General features: G+C 67.3%; 18 protein-coding genes. 7 read left to right on the top strand and 11 right to left on the bottom strand.

Features of this window, described 5'->3' with window-relative positions; all coding sequences use genetic code 11:
- Positions 1 to 69 precede the first annotated feature (69 nt).
- The gene (gene cysE, locus VHS75_RS18370; protein WP_329640062.1) at positions 70 to 906 is read right to left on the bottom strand and encodes a serine O-acetyltransferase; all 837 of its coding nucleotides are present in this window, start codon (positions 904 to 906) and stop codon (positions 70 to 72) included.
- A gap of 29 nt (positions 907 to 935) precedes the next feature.
- A complete protein-coding gene (locus VHS75_RS18365) occupies positions 936 to 1,550 on the bottom strand; it encodes an NUDIX hydrolase (RefSeq protein WP_329640061.1) in 615 nt (204 codons plus the stop codon).
- 86 nt (positions 1,551 to 1,636) lie between these two features.
- On the opposite strand from VHS75_RS18365, the gene VHS75_RS18360 reads away from it, so the two are divergent.
- Entirely contained in the window at positions 1,637 to 2,254 is a 618-nt protein-coding gene (locus tag VHS75_RS18360; protein WP_329640060.1) for a nitroreductase, read from the top strand.
- Between the two features lie 32 nt (positions 2,255 to 2,286).
- Here the strand turns inward: VHS75_RS18360 and minE are convergent, their stop codons facing one another.
- The 4 genes from minE to queF all read right to left on the bottom strand — a co-directional run bounded on the left by minE (position 2,287) and on the right by queF (position 5,290).
- The gene (gene minE / locus VHS75_RS18355) at positions 2,287 to 2,550 is read right to left on the bottom strand and encodes a cell division topological specificity factor MinE (protein ID WP_329640059.1); all 264 of its coding nucleotides are present in this window, start codon (positions 2,548 to 2,550) and stop codon (positions 2,287 to 2,289) included.
- The gene (gene minD / locus VHS75_RS18350; RefSeq protein WP_329640063.1) at positions 2,547 to 3,365 is read right to left on the bottom strand and encodes a septum site-determining protein MinD; all 819 of its coding nucleotides are present in this window, start codon (positions 3,363 to 3,365) and stop codon (positions 2,547 to 2,549) included. Before minD ends, minE begins: the two co-directional genes overlap by 4 nt.
- Before the next feature lie 41 nt (positions 3,366 to 3,406).
- The gene (minC, locus tag VHS75_RS18345; protein WP_329640058.1) at positions 3,407 to 4,165 is read right to left on the bottom strand and encodes a septum site-determining protein MinC; all 759 of its coding nucleotides are present in this window, start codon (positions 4,163 to 4,165) and stop codon (positions 3,407 to 3,409) included.
- A gap of 669 nt (positions 4,166 to 4,834) precedes the next feature.
- Positions 4,835 to 5,290 (bottom strand): preQ(1) synthase, encoded by a 456-nt coding sequence (queF, locus tag VHS75_RS18340; RefSeq protein ID WP_329640057.1) that lies wholly within the window; start codon positions 5,288 to 5,290, stop codon positions 4,835 to 4,837.
- Positions 5,291 to 5,383: 93 nt separating this feature from the next.
- On the opposite strand from queF, the gene VHS75_RS18335 reads away from it, so the two are divergent.
- The 5 genes from VHS75_RS18335 to VHS75_RS18315 all read left to right on the top strand — a co-directional run bounded on the left by VHS75_RS18335 (position 5,384) and on the right by VHS75_RS18315 (position 11,653).
- Positions 5,384 to 6,184 (top strand): SDR family NAD(P)-dependent oxidoreductase, encoded by an 801-nt coding sequence (locus VHS75_RS18335; protein ID WP_329640056.1) that lies wholly within the window; start codon positions 5,384 to 5,386, stop codon positions 6,182 to 6,184.
- A gap of 235 nt (positions 6,185 to 6,419) precedes the next feature.
- The gene (locus tag VHS75_RS18330) at positions 6,420 to 7,619 is read left to right on the top strand and encodes an outer membrane beta-barrel protein (protein ID WP_329640055.1); all 1,200 of its coding nucleotides are present in this window, start codon (positions 6,420 to 6,422) and stop codon (positions 7,617 to 7,619) included.
- A 231-nt stretch (positions 7,620 to 7,850) separates the two neighbouring features.
- Positions 7,851 to 9,794 carry a nucleoside-diphosphate sugar epimerase/dehydratase gene (locus VHS75_RS18325; RefSeq protein ID WP_329640054.1) on the top strand — a complete coding sequence of 648 codons (1,944 nt, stop codon included), beginning with the start codon at positions 7,851 to 7,853 and terminating at the stop codon, positions 9,792 to 9,794.
- A 1,131-nt stretch (positions 9,795 to 10,925) separates the two neighbouring features.
- Complete coding sequence (locus VHS75_RS18320) at positions 10,926 to 11,228, top strand: hypothetical protein (protein ID WP_329640053.1); 303 nt, start codon at positions 10,926 to 10,928, stop codon at positions 11,226 to 11,228.
- Positions 11,225 to 11,653 (top strand): PIN domain-containing protein, encoded by a 429-nt coding sequence (locus VHS75_RS18315; RefSeq protein ID WP_329640052.1) that lies wholly within the window; start codon positions 11,225 to 11,227, stop codon positions 11,651 to 11,653. The genes VHS75_RS18320 and VHS75_RS18315 overlap by 4 nt, the downstream gene beginning before the upstream one ends.
- A 284-nt stretch (positions 11,654 to 11,937) precedes the next feature.
- Here the strand turns inward: VHS75_RS18315 and VHS75_RS18310 are convergent, their stop codons facing one another.
- From VHS75_RS18310 to VHS75_RS18300, 3 genes are all read right to left on the bottom strand, one after another.
- Positions 11,938 to 12,321: a helix-turn-helix transcriptional regulator gene (locus tag VHS75_RS18310; protein ID WP_329640051.1), complete on the bottom strand. Its 384-nt coding sequence runs from the start codon at positions 12,319 to 12,321 to the stop codon at positions 11,938 to 11,940.
- A gap of 77 nt (positions 12,322 to 12,398) precedes the next feature.
- Positions 12,399 to 12,872, bottom strand: coding sequence for a hypothetical protein (locus tag VHS75_RS18305; RefSeq protein ID WP_329640050.1), 474 nt, complete (start codon positions 12,870 to 12,872; stop codon positions 12,399 to 12,401).
- Positions 12,873 to 12,938: 66 nt separating this feature from the next.
- A complete protein-coding gene (locus VHS75_RS18300) occupies positions 12,939 to 13,415 on the bottom strand; it encodes a hypothetical protein (RefSeq protein ID WP_329640049.1) in 477 nt (158 codons plus the stop codon).
- A 112-nt stretch (positions 13,416 to 13,527) separates the two neighbouring features.
- On the opposite strand from VHS75_RS18300, the gene VHS75_RS18295 reads away from it, so the two are divergent.
- The gene (locus VHS75_RS18295; protein WP_329640048.1) at positions 13,528 to 13,767 is read left to right on the top strand and encodes a helix-turn-helix transcriptional regulator; all 240 of its coding nucleotides are present in this window, start codon (positions 13,528 to 13,530) and stop codon (positions 13,765 to 13,767) included.
- Between the two features lie 292 nt (positions 13,768 to 14,059).
- On the opposite strand, the gene VHS75_RS18290 is transcribed toward VHS75_RS18295, so the two are convergent.
- Together VHS75_RS18290 and VHS75_RS18285 are read right to left on the bottom strand one after the other, a co-directional pair.
- Positions 14,060 to 15,916 carry a phosphoenolpyruvate carboxykinase (GTP) gene (locus VHS75_RS18290; protein WP_329640047.1) on the bottom strand — a complete coding sequence of 619 codons (1,857 nt, stop codon included), beginning with the start codon at positions 15,914 to 15,916 and terminating at the stop codon, positions 14,060 to 14,062.
- A 179-nt stretch (positions 15,917 to 16,095) separates the two neighbouring features.
- Positions 16,096 to 16,457 (bottom strand): alpha/beta hydrolase family protein (locus VHS75_RS18285; RefSeq protein ID WP_329640046.1); only part of this gene is annotated, 362 nt, incomplete at its 5' end.

Raw genomic sequence — 16,457 nt, 5'->3', positions numbered from 1 at the left:
CTGGCCGCCGAAGTGGCGCGGAACCTAGAGCGCGGCGGCGCAAAGCGAAAGCGGCTTTCGCCAGCCGGCTCAGATCACGTAGTCGTAGATGTCTTCGGCCAGGGTGTGATCCATGGTCCGCGCCGGCGCATCGCCGGTCGGGCAGTTGACCAGCCGCGCCGGCACGCCGGCCGCCGTGCAGCCCGCGGGGACCGGCTTCAGCACCACCGAGCCGGAGGCGATCTTGGCGTAGTCGCCGATGACGATGTTGCCGAGCACCTTGGCGCCGGCGCCCAAGAGCACGCCCCTGCCAATCTTCGGGTGGCGGTCGCCGCGCTCGGCGCCGGTGCCGCCCAGGGTCACGCCCTGCAGCATGGAGACGTCGTCGCCGATCACCGCGGTCTCGCCGATCACGATGCCGGTGCCGTGGTCGATGAAGACGCCGCGTCCGATGCGGGTCGCCGGGTGGATGTCCACCTGGAACAGCTCGCTCATCCGGCTCTGCAGATAGAGCGCCAGCGTCTCGCGGCCCTCTTCCCACAGCCAGTGGGCCACCCGCTGCGTCTGCAGCGCCAGGAAGCCCTTGAAGAACAGGAACGGCTGCAGATAGCCCTTGCAGGCCGGATCGCGCTCGAACACCGCCTTCAGGTCGGCCTCGGCCGTGGAAACCAGGCCCGGATTGGCCTCATAGGCGTCTTCGGCGATCTCGCGGATGCTCATCGCGCGCAGTTCCTGGTCGCCCAGCTTGCGCGCCAACTGATAGCTCAGCGCGCCGCCCAGCGACTTGTGGTTCAGGATCACCGCCGCCAGCAGGCTCGCCAGCGCGGCCTCCTTCTGGCCCGCCGCTTCGGCCTCGTTGCGCAGCGCCGCCCATACCGGCGGCGCTTCAGCCGGGTCGACGATTTCCAGGCGTTGTTGCTGGCTCATCTGGTCCTCCCGCCCCATCAGGCGTCCCCCTATCCTAGCATGGCCCGCGCCAAGACGCCCGGCAAAGCCCCTTCCCGAGCCATATGGTAGCCCCGCAGCAGCATCGCCACTGTCAGCATGTCAGGAAGATACCCGGCCATGGCCGCGTCCAGCGCCTCGCGGAACGGGACCCGCGCCAGGACAATCGCCTCGGTCTCATCGGCCGGGTGCGTCGCCGTCGCCTGCGAAAGCCCCAGCGCCAGATAGCCGATCATCCGCTCGTCGGTGACTGAGTTGGAAAGCTGGGTGCGCATGACCTCACGCCAATCCGCCGCCGCCAGGCCGGTCTCCTCGGCCAGCTCGCGCTTGGCGCCCTCCAGCGGGTCCTCGTCCAGCGGCGCGCCGCCCTCGGGCAGCTCCCAGCTGTAGTCGCCCAAGGGAAACCGATGCTGGCCGACCAGCACGATCGTCCCGTCCTCGTGGATCGGCAGCACGGCCACCGCCAGGTTCTTGAACCGCACCAGCCCGTAAGGCGAAGGCTGCCCCGTCGGCGCGATCGCCGTCTGCTCGATCACCTGGATCCAGCCGCTCTCGAACGCCAGGCGCTCGACGCCCGGTTTCCAGGGCTCGCCGTGCGGCCGCAGCCAGGCGGGTTTGTCGGCCATCCTCGGGCGCCTCTCCTTGCGGTGCGGGCGGGCGCACCCATAAAGGAGCCATCCTATCCGTGTTCTTAAAGCCCACGAGGCCTCCTGTGACCGTCGCCCTGCCGCCTGCCCCGCAATTCGGCGCGCCTATCCCCCAGGCGCCGGCGCCCGAAGTCCTGCGGTTCCTGGCCACGCGCCGCTCGACCTCGGCCGTAACCCTCGCCGAACCCGCCCCCAGCGCTGACGAGCTCGACATCCTTCTGCGCCTCGCCGCCCGGGTTCCCGACCACGGCAAGCTCGCGCCCTGGCGTTTCATCGTTCTGGAAGGCCCGGCCAAGGCGGCCTTCGCCGCGCGCCTTGAGGCGCTCGCCCTGTCGCGGGGCGACCTGACCGACGCCGCCAAGCTCGGCAAGCTGAAGATCCCGCCGCTCTGCGTCGCGGTTATCGCCTCGCCCCGCGAGGCCCCGATTCCCGCCTGGGAACAGCAGCTGTCGGCCGGCGCGGCCTGCGCCACCCTGCTCTACGCCGCCCAGGCCATGGGCTATGGCGCGAACTGGATCACCGACTGGTACGCCTATGATCCCGAGGCTAACGCCATCCTAGGTCTCACGGGCGAGGAGAAGGTGGCCGGTTTCGTGCTGATGGGGACCCCGCGCGAGCCCCCGCTGGAGCGCGAACGCCCCGACGTCGCGGCCCACGTCAGCCGCTGGCGGGATGTGGGCTGAGGGCCGCTGGAGAGCCGCGCGTCGCGCTCGCCTTAATGGCCCGCGAGCGCGGCCTCGGGCATCTCGATATCGATCTCCAAGGTGGAGACCTGGTCCCCCCGATCGAGCTTGACCACCACCCGATCGCGGTCGATCGGGATGTGCCTGGCGATCACCGCGAGGATCTCCTGCTGCAGGATGGCTGCGAGGTCGGCGCCGCCCGCCAGGCCCCGCTCATGCGCCAGCAGGACCTGGAGCCGCTCCCGGGCGACGGGTGCGGAGCGGCGGCCTCGCGTGAATAGGCTCAGGAAGTTCATGCGGCCGCCCTTCTTCCGAACAGGCGGCTCATGAAGCCCCGCCGCGCCTGCGGCTCGTCCACGGCGATCGTCTCGCCCAGCAGCCGCCGGGCCGCATCGCGGTAGGCGCGCGCGGCCGGCGAACCCGGATTGTGCAGCGTGACCGGGCAGCCCAGGTTGGAGGCGGTCAGCACGTCAGGGCTCTCCGCGACGATCCCCAGCAGCGGGATCGCCAGGATTTCCAGCACGTCCTCCACCTTCATCATCTCGCCGCGGGCGGCGCGCGCCGGATCGTAGCGCGTGAGCAGGAGCTGCTTCTCCAGCCGGTCGCCGTTCTCCGCGCGCCGGGTCTTGGAATCCAGCATTCCGATGATGCGATCAGAATCGCGGACCGAGGAAACCTCCGGATTGGTGACCACCACGGCCAGATCGGCGAAACGCATGGCCAGGGTGGCGCCCTTTTCGATTCCGGCGGGGCTGTCGCAGATGATCCAGTCGAAGCTCTCGCGCAGCTCATCAATCACCCGGCCGACGCCCTCCTCGGTAAGGGCGTCCTTGTCACGGGTCTGAGAGGCCGGCAGCAGGTGCAGCGTCTCGACCCGCTTGTCGCGGATCAGCGCCTGCGGAAGCTTCGCGTCGCCCTGCACGACGTTGACGAGGTCGAAGACGACCCGCCGCTCCGCCCCCATCACCAGGTCCAGGTTGCGAAGGCCCACGTCGAAATCGATCACCACGACCTTGTGGCCTTCCTGGGCCAGCGCGGCGCCCAGGGACGCGGAAGAGGTGGTTTTCCCGACCCCGCCCTTTCCCGACGTGACGACCACAACCTTGCACATGTCACTCACCGTTCTTTCCCCCGCCATCCGGCGAGCTGCCTTCAATCAAGCGCCGAAAGCTGGAGCGCGCCGCGGTCGCAACGGACTTGGACGGCGCGCCCGTGCAGATCGGGACCCCAGTGCTCCGCTGTGCGGTAGAGTTGATCCACGCCCACCAGCTCGGCCTCCAGCCGGCGGCAGAAGATGCGGGCGCCTGCGCCCACCCTGAGCCCGGCCAGCGCGCGGCCGCGCAAGGCCCCGTAGACGTGGATCGAGCCGCCGGCGATGACCTCTGCGCCCGAAGCCACGGCCCCGACCACGATGATGTCGCCCTCCTCGAAGACGACGGACTGGCCGGAGCGGACAGGTCGATCGACCAGCAGCGACGGCGCGGACACGGCCGCTGGCGGGTCGCCCCGAGGCGTCTGGGCCACATCGCGTCCCTGCAGGCTCGTCGGCAGCCGGGCCCATCTTGTGCCGGCCAGCAGAGTGGGCCCGACGCCCTCCGTGCCGATCACCCTGAGGCCTCGTTCCTCGAGCCCATCGAGCGCTATCGGGATGGCGTCCCGTCCGATGTTCTCAAGCACCGCGGCCAGATCGACGACGACCGGCCGGTCGGCAAAGAAGCCCGCGGAGCGGCGCATCTGCTGGTCCAGCGCGGCGAACCAGTTGGTGAACGGCGGCTCGGGCGTGATGACCAGCGCCATCACACTGCGCCCACGGATGCGCAGCATCGGCAGCGTCAGCCCGCCGGAGTCCGCATCGGACGTCAGTCTCGACGTGGCCACTGGATCGGGGCGCGGATAAAGCTGGGCCGGCATGGGGTCTCCATCCAGACTTGGGAGAGGGCTCCCGATGGAACGCCCTGGCGCCTCTGAGTCATTGATTCGTGGGGCTTTCTTGGGGCCGCGGAGCCCCCGTTTCGCCGCAGAAAAGTCGCCATGCAGCGAAGCTTTCCGGCCTCGGCCGAGGCCCGGTCAGGGGCCAGAAAACGGACCCTCCGAACGTTCGCTCACGGGTCCGTAGCCTCCGTCACGGGATTGCCGCGCAGGTGTCCCTATTCCACCCATCCCGGAGCTTCGGAAGGTCTGCGTCAGAGGTGGTTCAAGAGGACTGCTCTTTGCAGGCGGCAGCGGGCCGGACCCCAGCTAACGCCGGGACAGGCGGCGCCAAGGACGGGAGCCGGGGCCCTGAAAACACAACGGCCGGACGACGCGGGGCGTCGTCCGGCCTGAGGTGACACGCCCGAGGAGAGATGGGCGAGTTGGTTATAGGCCCGATTAACGGTTTTGCAAAGCCCGAACCGGCTAATCCGACAGCAGCCAGGGCTTTTCCCCTCAGAGGAGAACCTGGGGTCGTCAGTCCTCGCCGATCGATGACAGGATTCACAGAAAAAGTGGATTCACGCGGCGGAGTCTTCATCGCGTTAACCCTAGTAATCGCGCCGCGCAGATCAGGTGCAGGCGCAATAAACTTGCTCGGGCCGGAGCTCAGCCGCGGCCGCGATAGGGCGCGACGCCTTGATCCGGCAGCCAGAGGGCTTCCGGCGGCGGACCGCTTTGCCAGAAGACATCTATCGGGATGCCGCCCCGCGGGAACCAGTAGCCGCCAATGCGCAGCCAGCGCGGCTCGGCCACGGCGACAATCCGCCGCCCGACGGCCACCGTGCAGTCTTCGTGGAACGCCCCGTGGTTGCGGAACGAAGCCAGATAGAGCTTCAGGGACTTGGATTCTATCAGCCACTCGCCCGGCGCGTAGTCGATGACCAGGTGCGCGAAATCCGGCTGGCCGGTCACCGGGCAGAGCGAGGTGAACTCCGGCGCCGTGAACCGCGCCAGGTAGAGCGCATCCGCCTGCGGATTGGGCACGCGTTCCAGCACCGCCTCGTCCGGGCTGGCGAAGCCCCGGACGTCGCGGCCGAGCTGGGTCAGGTGGGTCTCGTCCATGCGCGCGGCTTTAGCCCCCGCGCCGAACGCCCGCAACCGAGACAGCCGCGCGGCTTGCGGCTATCAAACCCGCAAACCAGGGTGGAGACGACCATGTCCGGCGGCGGTTGCGAGGATTTCGTGGTGGTGGTGACCGGCGCCTCGACCGGCCTGGGCCGCTCGATCGCTGTGGAGACCGCGCGCCAGGGCGCCAAGGCCGTGGTCATCAACTACGCCCGTAGCCAGGACGAGGCGCAGGAGACGGCCCGCCTGGTCGAGGCTGAGGGCGCCACGGCGGTCCTGGTCCAGGGCGACGTCGCCTCCGACGAAGATTGCCGGAAGATCGCCGCCGCCGCTGAGCCCTTCGGACGCATCGACGCCCTGTTCAACAACGCCGGGACCACCAAGTTCGCCAACCACGCCGATATGGATGCGGTGTCCGGCCAGGATTTCCTCGACCTCTATGCGGTCAACGTCGTCGGCGCCTTTCAGATGGTCCGCGCCTGCCGGACCCTGCTTGAGGCCGCGCCGCAGCCCGGGGCCGTGGTCAACACCGCCTCGATCGCCGGCGTCATCGGCATCGGCTCGTCGGTGCCCTACGCCGCCTCCAAGGGCGCTCTGACCACCATGACGCTGTCGCTGGCGCGTGCGCTGGCGCCCAAGATCCGCGTCAACGCGGTCTGCCCGGGCTTCATCGACACGCCGTGGTTCGGCAAGGGCCTCGGCGAGGCCGCCGCCGACCGCATCCGGGCCAACGCCGCGGCCAGCACGCCCCTGAAGGTCGCCTCCACGCCAGACGACATCGCCGCCTCGACGGTGTTCCTGGCCTCGAAGGCCTCGCGCCACGTCACCGGCGAGACCCTGTTGGTGGATGGCGGCTCGCACCTCGGCTACAGCGCCCTCGTCGCCCGCTGAGTCTGGCGGGCCGACCTGGCCGCGCCCCCGCGTCCTTATACCTCTCTTACGGACAGGGGCGCCTAAACGCATGGCGCCTTTATGCCTGGGCGCCTAAACAACGATCACAGCCCAGAAGCGCGGCAGTACGTGGGTAGCGGGCGTTGATCTCAGGGGGTGGCCCGCGAGGATGTCCGCGCACGGTCCGGATCCAGTCAAACTGGACAGCGCAGGCCGGGAACAAGGGGATATACGAATGAAGGCTCTCAAGATCGCCAGCCTGACGGGCGTCGCGGCGCTGTCACTGGCAGCCGCTGGTGTCGCTCGCGCCGACGACCAGCCTCCAGCGGCGGGGGCCGCGGCGGCCCCGGCGGCGCCCGCAGGGCCCACGGCGCTGGCGTCGCCGGCGATGTCCGCTTCGCTGAGCTCGAACGCCGACCCGTTGAACGCCGACCTGGGCCCGCTGGGCAAGATCTGGGTCAGCGGACAGATCAGCGGCTTCGGCATGGCGCAGACCGCCGCGCCGGCGCCCAGCGACAAGCGCAAGGGCGACATCAGCAACCTGCAGATTGAGGTTCAGAAGACCGACGGCGTCTTCCAGTTCTACGTCCAGGCCGGCGAATACAACTTCCCGTCGCTCGGCACGCCGGTCGCCACCTCGCCCCGCCTGACCGAGGAGACCTTCAAATACGTCCCGGTCGCCTACATCAAGATCGTGCCGAACGCCGAGTTCAGCATCCAGATCGGCGAGCTGCCGACCCTGATCGGCGCCGAATACACCTTCAGCTTCGAGAACCTGAACATCAATCGCGGCCTGCTCTGGAACCAGGAGCCGGCGATCAGCCGCGGCGTCCAGGTGAACTACACCAAGGGCCCGCTGACGCTCTCGGGCTCCGTGAACGACGGCTACTTCTCCGAGCACTATTCGACGGTGTCGGGCCTGGCCAGCTACGCGGTGACCATGAAGGACACCGTGGCGGTCGCCGCCTCGGGCAATTTCGACAAGACGTCGCGCTCGACCTTCGTGACCCCGATCGCCCAGAACAACGGCACGATCTGGAACGTCCTTTGGACGCACACCGAGGACAAGTGGCTGATCAATCCGTACATCCAGTACTCCACCACGCCCAAGGACGTGTCCTTCGGCTTGCCGAGCTCGGCCTCGACCTTCGGCGCGGCGGTGCTGGGCAAGTACTCCTTCAGTCCGCTGTTCAACCTGGCCGGCCGCGTGGAGTACATCTCCTCGTCGGGCTCGCAGGTCAGCCTGCTCTACGGGACCAAGAGCGACGCCTGGTCGTTCACGCTGACCCCGACCTTCCAGTTCAAGACCTACTTCGTCCGCGGCGAGCTGGCCTATGTGAAGGTCGACTCGGGGACCAAGGGGGCGATGTTCGGCGCCGTCGGCAACAAGGACGAACAGTCCCGCGCCATGATCGAGACGGGCGTGCTGTTCTAGACACAAGCGCACTCCCAACGGGCTGCAGGAGAGCCGTCGCCCTCGCGGGCGGCGGCTTTTCCATTGCGTCAGGGGCCGCTGCTTTCTAAGGTCCCAGCGCATTGCGGATGCGCATGGATTGTGCGCGGCGTGCAAGAACCCCTGCGGTAACACTTTATCCGGCCACTTTCGGTAGACGGTCGCACGCCTAGGTCTATGTTGACGATTCGAAGAGCTAACGGAGTGCGGCGCATGGAGCGGGTGGCTTTTCGAGCCCAGACCATCGTCGCCGACGTGATCCTGGCCGCCATTGCCTTCGTGCTTGCCTATTCCGTGGCGTCTTCCGCGATGCCGACCCTGGACGTCGTCACCAGCCTTCCCTCGCTGAACCTCGTGCAGCTCACCGTACTCTACGCGGTCCTGGCCGGCGGTTTCAGCATGCTCTTCCGCCGCGAGCTGTCGCCGTGGCGTTACGCGTCGATTCCCGACGCCCTGGTCCTGGCCCGCATCGCGGTCCTGACCGTCGGCGTCTTCCTGATCTGGGTCTTCATCATCGATCGCGGCCGCGGCCTGCCCCGCTCGACCCTGCTGCTCGCCCCGATGTTCCAGATGGTGAGCTCGATGGGCGTGCGGATCCTGCGCCGCGCCCTGCACGAACATGCGCTCGACAGCTTCTCGCCGCTGAAGACCGTAGCCGACCGGATCACCCAGTCGCCGTCCCTGCTGCTGATCGGCCCGCCGTCGCTGGCTGACAGCTACCTGCGCGACATGGCCCGCAGTCACGACCGCACCTACACGCCGGTGGGCATCGTCGGCCCCGATCCGCGCGACGTGGGCCAGCAGGTGCGCGGCGTCTGCGTCATCGAGAGCCTCGAGAACCTGGACGAGGCCCTGGCGGACCTGCGCCGCTGGAACCGGTATCCGCGCGCCATCCTCTTCCTCGAGGAGCCTGGCCGCCTGAAGGGCCTCACCGCCGACCAGCTCGGCCGGCTGAAGACCGACGGCATTCGCCTCCTGCGCCTACCGTCCATCGTCGAGCTCGCCCAGCACGACGGCGTCACCCTGCTGCCGATGCGCGACATCAACATCGAAGAGCTGCTGGCCCGCGAGCCCATCGAGCTCGACCGCGACGCCATCGGCGCCCTGATCCGCGGCCGCCGCATCCTGGTCACCGGCGCCGGGGGCTCGATCGGCGCCGAGCTCTGCCGCCAGGTCGCCGCCTTCCACTGCGGTCACCTGACCCTGCTCGACTTCTCCGAGACCTCGCTGTTCGAGATCGACCGCGAGATGGCCGAGACCTTCCCGCACATGTCCCGCCAGGCGGTCCTTTGCGACGTCCGCAACGCCGCGCGGATCAATCAGGCCTTCCTCAGCGAGAAGCCGGACCTGGTCTTCCACGCCGCGGCGCTGAAGCACGTGTCCATGGTGGAGCAGCATCCCTGCGAGGGCGTGCTGACCAACGTCATCGGCACCTGGAACGTCGCCGAGGCCTCCAAGGCCAGCGGCGCGGGCCAGATGGTGCTGATCTCGACGGACAAGGCGGTGGACCCGACCAATGTCATGGGCGCCACCAAGCGTCTGGCCGAGAGCGTCATCCAGGCCCAGCAGACCGCTGGCCAGGGCGCGCGCTTCTCCGCGGTGCGCTTCGGCAACGTCCTGGGGTCCGGCGGCTCCGTGGTGCCGATCTTCAAGTCGCAGATCGAGCGCGGCGGCCCAGTGACCGTGACCCATCCGGACATGGAGCGCTTCTTCATGACCATCCCGGAGGCGAGCCAGCTCGTCCTCCACGCCACGGCCACCTGCGCCGAGGGCGAGGGCCGCGAGGCGCGCCTGTTCCTGCTGGAAATGGGCGAGCCGGTGCGGATCATGGACCTGGCCCGCCAGATGATTGCGCTTTCCGGCCGCACGCCGGGCAAGGAGATCGAGATCGAGATCACCGGCCTGCGCCCCGGCGAGAAGCTGACCGAGGCCCTGCTGGACGAGACCGAGCGGTCCCTGCCTTGCGCCCACAAGGTGCTGGAGGTGGTCTCCAACTCGCCGCTGCGCATCTCGCCGGCCAACCTGGAAGAGATCGAGATCCTGGCCGACCGCGGCGACGTCGACGGTGTGCGCCGCGCGCTCTTCGAGCTGGTCGCCCAGATCCGTGGCGAGCGGCCCGGCGCCGTGCCGACCCTTCGCGTCGTCGCCAACGGCTGAGGCGGCGAAGACAACACCGGACTCAAAAGCTTCGACGTGGTGGCGCGGCAGCTCGATCCTGACAGCGCCTTCGACGGCTATGGAGTTGGCGCCGTGTCACGGCCTGGCGGATCGTGAAGAGCTTGATGCGTCAGTTGTGCGTGGTTGGGTGTCCCGCCTGTCCTCGTCGATTGCGTCATGGATTCGGCGTCGAGGCGCTTCAAGCTGGCCTACCGCTCAACCTCCTCCAGCGCTGGCTAGGCCATGCACGGATGAGCACAACGGCTAGGGGCGCGCGATGATTCCCGCACGACGTGCGACGGCAACGCGCGCGAACTTCTCGCGAAGCTCCATGAACAGTCCTTGCGGAAGGAGGCCGTAAGCCACCGAAGCGCTGTCACTCTCGGCGCGAGGAACTCGACCGCCGTTACCCTAACCATGTCATCCCTTCTCACCTTCAAAGCATCCGTATTATATGTGGAATCCGGATGTTTTTCAGGGCAACTCAAGCGCGCGGTGCAGTGAGGCCGGGCGGAATATCATAAAATATATCAATAGCTTCTAGCTTCGCCAGCTACCAATGAACGGCGGCAAAGCCTGCTAAGGGCCGGCCTGCGACACCGGGCTGAGCGGCGCTCGCCGCAGTAAAGCCACCCATGGTGGCGCCAGTGTCAGCGATCAGATGGACACCGACGCCACTGACCTTGGCCGCCACCAACGGCTTCGGTGCTGGACGCTGACCGGCAACTCAGCGAGCTTGTCCATTCGATACGCGGCGGAGGTCGATCCCGCGACGGCTTGGATAAGCATGGCCACGGCCGCCAAGGGCCCAGAACGAAGGCGACGCAGTGATCGGGTCTAGCTCGCTATGTCCGCGCAGGCCGCGTTTGGGGAGATCTATTCCGGGCTACAGCACCTGGCCGGATTGCAGAGAGAGCAACAGAAGGCCTGGGCTGACATCCGCCAGCTCGAGGACAACCGCACCTGAAAACGCAGACGCGGGCATGGGCTGTACGCGATGTGTTGCTGATGTTGGCATCGCCGGCGCAGCGCGGGCGGTCAGGAGCCGAGCGCGGCGGCGAGGCGCGGCGAGGCGCGCCTTGTTCGTTGCTGCATCCCTGGATATATTACCGGGCATATCTGGAGGTCGTCATGACCAATTCTTCGCAGAGCCGCGCCGTGAAGAACTACCGCGGCCGTCTGGGTGAGCGCGGCATGGCACGCTTTGAGGTGCTCGGTCGGGATGCTGATCGCGAACTCATCCGATCTCTGGCCCGCCGCCTGGCGGAAGGTGGGCCTGAAGCCTCGCGAATCCGAGCCGCTGTGAGCCAGACGATCTCGGGTGAACCGCCGAAGCGGGGCGGCATCCTCGCCGCGTTGCGCAGGTCGCCACTGGTTGGTGCGGACCTCGACCTGAGTCGTCCCTTCACGCCGGGGCGCTCGGTCGATCTGTGACGCGCTACCTGCTCGACACCAACATCATCAGCGACGTCGTCAAGCCCACGCCGTCCGACTCTCTCCTGGCGTGGATGGCCGACCAACTCGATGAAGATCTCCACATCTCATCCTGGACCATCGCAGAAGTGCAACGGGGTCTTCTTGAGATGCCGGAGGGGCGCCGGCGTCAGGCGCTCGAAGCCTGGTTTTCGGGGCCGGAGGGTCCGCAGGAATTGTTCACAGGCCGGGTGCTGTCGTTTGACGAGCGGGCTGCCCTTGCGTGGGCTCGGCTGATGGCCGCGGGGACCGCAGCGGGACGGCCACGCAGCGCGCTCGACATGATTGTTGCCGCGGTGGCCGAAGCCCACGACTGCATGATTGTGACCGACAACGAAAAGGACTTCGCCGGTCTAAACTTCATCAATCCGCTGCGACCGGCGTGATAAGCATTTTGGGGGGTAGCAACAGCTGACCGAGGAGCGGCTCTTCAGTTGGCATGCCGCGCTCTTTCCAACCGGGCGCAGCGGCATGAGCAAGATCACCATCGGAGCGTGGCGGACGCCCTTCGCGACATCGACGATCTGGTTAGGCGCGGAATCCTCGTGAAGGAAGCGGCCGGCGGCCGTAGCACCAGCTACTCGCTGGCGGAGGTCGCGCCGCTTGCATCCGAGAGGTCATAGATGGCGCTTCTCGATATCGCCTTCGGCCGCGTCGGCGAAACACGAATTCAGCTGTCGCCGTGTTCCAGCGCCTTCAGGAACGACAACAGCGCTGAGCGGCGGGCGCGAGGCATCCGGCAATAGACCTGCAGAAGCTCCAGCGCGCCGGTCTCGCCGGCTCGCGCCGCGACGTCGTCGGTCAATCCGCCGGCGCGATTTTCGTCACCGAACAGATCGGAGATCGCAACGTCAAAGGTCTCGGCGATCCGCACGAGCATGGAGGCGCTCACCCGGTTGACCCCGCGCTCATACTTCTGGACCTGCTGGAAGGTGATCCCGATAGCCTGCGCCAACGCCTGCTGCGACATCCCACGGATATTGCGGATCAAGCGGATGCGCGCGCCGACCGATACATCGACGGGATCGCGCCGCGTTTCAGACTTGGAAGACATCGGTCGACACCCAGGGATAATCCGGCGTTCGGGGCAATTCTTGGTCTGGCAGGGCCGCCTTAGACCTCACGCACCACCTACCAGAGGAGAGCGAGATCGCGGACCGCGCTCCTGAGGAGGCCATAAATGGCGGGGAAGTCCTGGATATGGAGTTCTCGGTTCACGACCTCAAACTTGAGCATCACGCCTTGGCGGGTTGAAGCCCTGGAATGCCGGAGCTTTGACGCGAGCGCGCGCCGCTGATCGAGGAGGTGGTCCAGGCGCGCCTGGATCGCGTTCAGCGGCGCGGCCTCGGGCAACGCCTTCCGTTCGTCGGGCGTCAGTTTGGACCACCGGAAATCGCGAAAGAGATCTCCCTCCACGTCGTTGTACCTTCCGAAAAGCCAGTTCAGCTCCGCGTCGTTGGCGAGCCAGAGCATACACAGCGGAACGCATTCGTCGGCGGCGGCGACAGCAGCCACGGCGCCCATGGACGCCGACATCCCGACTGGCGCGGCGAGCAGGGTTCTGCGGGAGAGTGGGCTTGGTGGTTCAGATTCGGGATCAGGCATGAAGCTCTCCGTCGGATGGCACGGCCGTGCGGCCAGGACGTCTGTGGGCATGGTCGGGACGCGCGCTCAGCGCCACGCCGCCTCAACGTCGCGTCGCGCGCTGTGGAGCAGAATGAGTTCGTCGCGGTGACCCTCCGGACGGAGGAGGGTCGCCAGCACTTCGAACTTGATCAGGTTCGCCTCGCGGCTGGTCGCGACCAGCCCGGGCAACATGGGGATGGTCTCTTCGCGGGCGTCGCGGGGCGCGTCAATGCGAGCGTCGACTTCGAACATCTCCGCAGCGTCGGGCGGCTTCCGCTGCTCGTCCTGCGTCAGTTCGAACCAGATGTCGCACGCCGCCGCGAGGTAGTTCTCGATGTCGCAGCACTGTCCTTGCCACCTGAAGATCTGCGCTTCGGTCGACGACCAGGACCGGCAGAGCCTCATCGTCTCGTCCGACCTGGACGCTGCAAATGGCGTCGTCGCCAACGGCAGCGCTGGAGACGCACCGATCACGGCGCACCACGATAGCTGCAGGGCGGATGTGGATTTGGGCGTGCGCATGTAAAGTCTCCGTGCGCGGCGACTCGGTGCGGCGGGGTCGAAAACGCGCTCCTTGAGCGCATTAATCCGCTCATTGAGCTCATAAGTCAATGCATGGAGCGCATGATTGTCGGTGTTGACACCCCTTCAGGTGAAGCTGGGGCGGACGGCGCTAGGCCTCGGCCTACGCGAACTCGCCAGCGCCGCCGGCGTCGCACCGTCGACAATCACGCGGTTCGAGACGGGCAAGGGTGGCATGCACACCGGTACTCTTGAGCGCGTTCAGAAGGTTCTGGAGGACGGCGGCATCATCTTCATCGCCGCCGACTCCTCACATGGGCCGGGCATCCGGATGAAAGCGCCAGGCTCGTAGGCAGAGGCTGGGCGCATTGGCCGTGACAGCCGTGCGAACATATTCTGATGGCGCGCCGGCCGAAGAATCTTCGCCTCGGTGTGTTCCTCAATAGCCGCCACGTGGTCTACCTCAGCCACGAAACCAGCGGTGCGGTCGACGTCCGCTACGCGCCCGAGGGTGACCTCCAAGTCGTCGGTCGGACACCAGGCCGACCAAACCGTGCTCTCACTCCACGCGCCATGCTCGGCCCGCGATTCAAAAGGGCCGCGGTCCCCCGCGGCCCTTTCCTTAGTCAGGCGGCGTTGGCGGCCTACTCAGCCGCCACCATGGCCGACTTGCGGGCCGGTTCGCCCAGCCGGGCGACCAACGTGTCGAGTTCGGCCCAAAGCGCCGCCGGCAAGTGGTCGCCGAAGCGTTCGTAGAAGGCCGGCACCAGGGCCGCCTCCTGCCGCCAGATCTCCGCGTCGACCGTCAGCAGCAGATCAAGCTGCGCCTGGCTGAGGCCCAGGCCCGTCACGTCCAGGCTGCCCGGCGCGGGCAACAGGCCGATCGGCGTGTCCACGGCTTCGGCACGGCCTTCCAGGCGCTCGACGATCCACTTCAGCACGCGGCTGTTCTCGCCATAGCCCGGCCAGACGAACTTGCCGCGCTCGTCCTTGCGGAACCAGTTCACGAAATAGATGCGCGGCAGCTTGGCCGGGTCCTTGGCCTTGGCGCCCATCTCCAGCCAGTGCGCGAAGTAGTCGCCCATGTTGTAGCCGGCGAAGGGCAGCATGGCGAAGGGGTCGCGCCGCAGCTCGCCGATGGCGTTCTCCGCCGCCGCCGTGCCCTCAGAGGCCACATTGGAGGCCATGAACACCCCGTGCGCCCAGTTGCGCGCCTCGTTGACCAGCGGCACCGCCGAGGCGCGGCGGCCACCGAACAGGATGGCCGAGATCGGCACGCCGGCCGGGTCTTCCCATTCCGGGGCGATCACCGGGGTCTGCTCGGCCGGGACCGTGAAGCGCGCGTTCGGGTGCGCGGCGGGCTCCAGGCTCTGCGGCGTCCAGTCCTTGCCGCGCCAGTCGATCAGATGGGCCGGAACCTCGTCGGTCAGGCCCTCCCACCACACGTCGCCGTCGTCGGTCAGGGCCACATTGGTGAAGATGCAGTTGGCGTGCAGGGCGGCGATAGCGTTCTTGTTGGTGGTCTCACCGGTGCCCGGCGCCACGCCGAAGAAGCCGGCCTCCGGGTTCACCGCATAGAGCCGCCCGTCCTCGCCGAACCGCATCCAGCAGATGTCGTCGCCGATGGTCTCGGCCTTCCAGCCCGCCAGCGTCGGCTGCAGCATGGCCATGTTGGTCTTGCCGCAGGCGCTGGGGAACGCCGCCGAGACGAAGCGGACCTCGCCCTGCGGCGACGTCAGCTTCAGGATCAGCATGTGCTCGGCGAACCAGCCCTCATCGCGGGCCATCACCGAGGCGATGCGCAGCGCGAAGCACTTCTTGCCTAGCAGCGCGTTGCCGCCGTAGCCCGAGCCGTACGACCAGATCTCCCGGGTCTTGGGGAAATGGACAATGTATTTGATTTCGTTGCAGGGCCAGGCGACGTCCTTGACGCCGTCAACCAGCGGCATGCCCACCGAGTGCACGGCCGGCACAAAAAAGCCGTCCTCGCCGAGCTGGTCGAGGGCGGCCTGGCCCATCCGCGTCATGATCTTCATGGATACGGCGACGTAGGCCGAATCCGTGATCTCTACGCCGATCGCGCTGATGTTGGAGCCGAGCGGCCCCATGCAGAACGGCACGACGTACATCGTGCGGCCCTTCATGCAGCCCTTGAACAGGTCCTTCAGGTCGGCCCGCATCTCGGTCGGGTCGAGCCAGTTGTTCGTGGGGCCCGCCTCTTCCGGCGTGTCCGAGCAGATGAAGGTGCGGCTCTCGACGCGGGCGACGTCACGTGGATCGGAGGCGGCGTAGAACGAGTTCGGGCGCTTGGCCGGATTCAGCCGTGTCAGCGTCCCGGCCGCGACGAGTTCCTCGGTCAGCTCGGTCCATTCGGCTTCCGATCCGTCGCACCAGCGCACCCGGTCCGGCTCGGCGAGCGCGGCGATTTCGCGAACCCATTGCAATAGTTTCGCGTGTTTCGTCGGCGCGGGCTCGAGCCCCGGGACGATGCGTTGGGTCATACTAAGACGCTCCCTGGCCCCACTTCCCGCTCCGGATTGAGCTTCCGGACCGGTCAAATTTGAACAGTCTTCTAAATGCAGAAAGCCTGCCTGCATACCACGGGCCATCGATTCGGGACGGCCCGCGCCCTTAACGCAGATTTACGACATCCGGCGCCGTGCGGGCGCGGATTTGCCTATCACTTCATCGTGCCCGGCGCGGGCGGCGCAGGCCCGTCCTTCAGATAGTGGGCCAGCCACGTGTCCACTTCCTGGTAGAAATGGCGGCTGTCCTCAGGCTTCAGGATCCAGTGCCAGGCGTCCGGCCAGACCAGCAGGCGGCTCGGCACCTTCATGCGCTGCAAGGTGGCCCAGTTCTCCAGCGTGTTTCCGATCGGCACCCGGAAATCGCGCTCGCCGATCGACAGCAGCATCGGGGTCTTCCAGTTCTTGGCGTAGGCGATCGGGCTCTGATCGCGCCAGACGGGGTTACCCTCCCAGGGCGGGCCGCCGTTGGTGACCTCGCGGTTGTAAATGCCGTCGCTCATGCCCCACTGGCTTT

The sequence above is a fragment of the Phenylobacterium sp. genome (assembly GCF_036264965.1).
In the GTDB taxonomy this organism is placed as follows: Bacteria; Pseudomonadota; Alphaproteobacteria; order Caulobacterales; family Caulobacteraceae; genus Phenylobacterium.
The sequence above is the reverse complement of the archived record's forward strand: the minus strand, read 5'-3'. Positions and strand labels throughout refer to the sequence as shown.

Excerpts from the sequence above, each read along its gene's own strand:
- cysE (WP_329640062.1), bottom strand. The coding sequence starts at position 906 with ATGAGCCAGCAACAACGCCTGGAAATCGTCGACCCGGCTGAAGCGCCG.
- VHS75_RS18365 (WP_329640061.1), bottom strand. The coding sequence starts at position 1,550 with ATGGCCGACAAACCCGCCTGGCTGCGGCCGCACGGCGAGCCCTGGAAA.
- minE (WP_329640059.1), bottom strand. The coding sequence starts at position 2,550 with ATGAACTTCCTGAGCCTATTCACGCGAGGCCGCCGCTCCGCACCCGTC.
- minD (WP_329640063.1), bottom strand. The coding sequence starts at position 3,365 with ATGTGCAAGGTTGTGGTCGTCACGTCGGGAAAGGGCGGGGTCGGGAAA.
- minC (WP_329640058.1), bottom strand. The coding sequence starts at position 4,165 with ATGCCGGCCCAGCTTTATCCGCGCCCCGATCCAGTGGCCACGTCGAGA.
- queF (WP_329640057.1), bottom strand. The coding sequence starts at position 5,290 with ATGGACGAGACCCACCTGACCCAGCTCGGCCGCGACGTCCGGGGCTTC.
- VHS75_RS18335 (WP_329640056.1), top strand. The coding sequence starts at position 5,384 with ATGTCCGGCGGCGGTTGCGAGGATTTCGTGGTGGTGGTGACCGGCGCC.
- VHS75_RS18330 (WP_329640055.1), top strand. The coding sequence starts at position 6,420 with ATGAAGGCTCTCAAGATCGCCAGCCTGACGGGCGTCGCGGCGCTGTCA.
- VHS75_RS18325 (WP_329640054.1), top strand. The coding sequence starts at position 7,851 with ATGGAGCGGGTGGCTTTTCGAGCCCAGACCATCGTCGCCGACGTGATC.
- VHS75_RS18320 (WP_329640053.1), top strand. The coding sequence starts at position 10,926 with ATGACCAATTCTTCGCAGAGCCGCGCCGTGAAGAACTACCGCGGCCGT.
- VHS75_RS18310 (WP_329640051.1), bottom strand. The coding sequence starts at position 12,321 with ATGTCTTCCAAGTCTGAAACGCGGCGCGATCCCGTCGATGTATCGGTC.
- VHS75_RS18305 (WP_329640050.1), bottom strand. The coding sequence starts at position 12,872 with ATGCCTGATCCCGAATCTGAACCACCAAGCCCACTCTCCCGCAGAACC.
- VHS75_RS18300 (WP_329640049.1), bottom strand. The coding sequence starts at position 13,415 with ATGCGCACGCCCAAATCCACATCCGCCCTGCAGCTATCGTGGTGCGCC.
- VHS75_RS18290 (WP_329640047.1), bottom strand. The coding sequence starts at position 15,916 with ATGACCCAACGCATCGTCCCGGGGCTCGAGCCCGCGCCGACGAAACAC.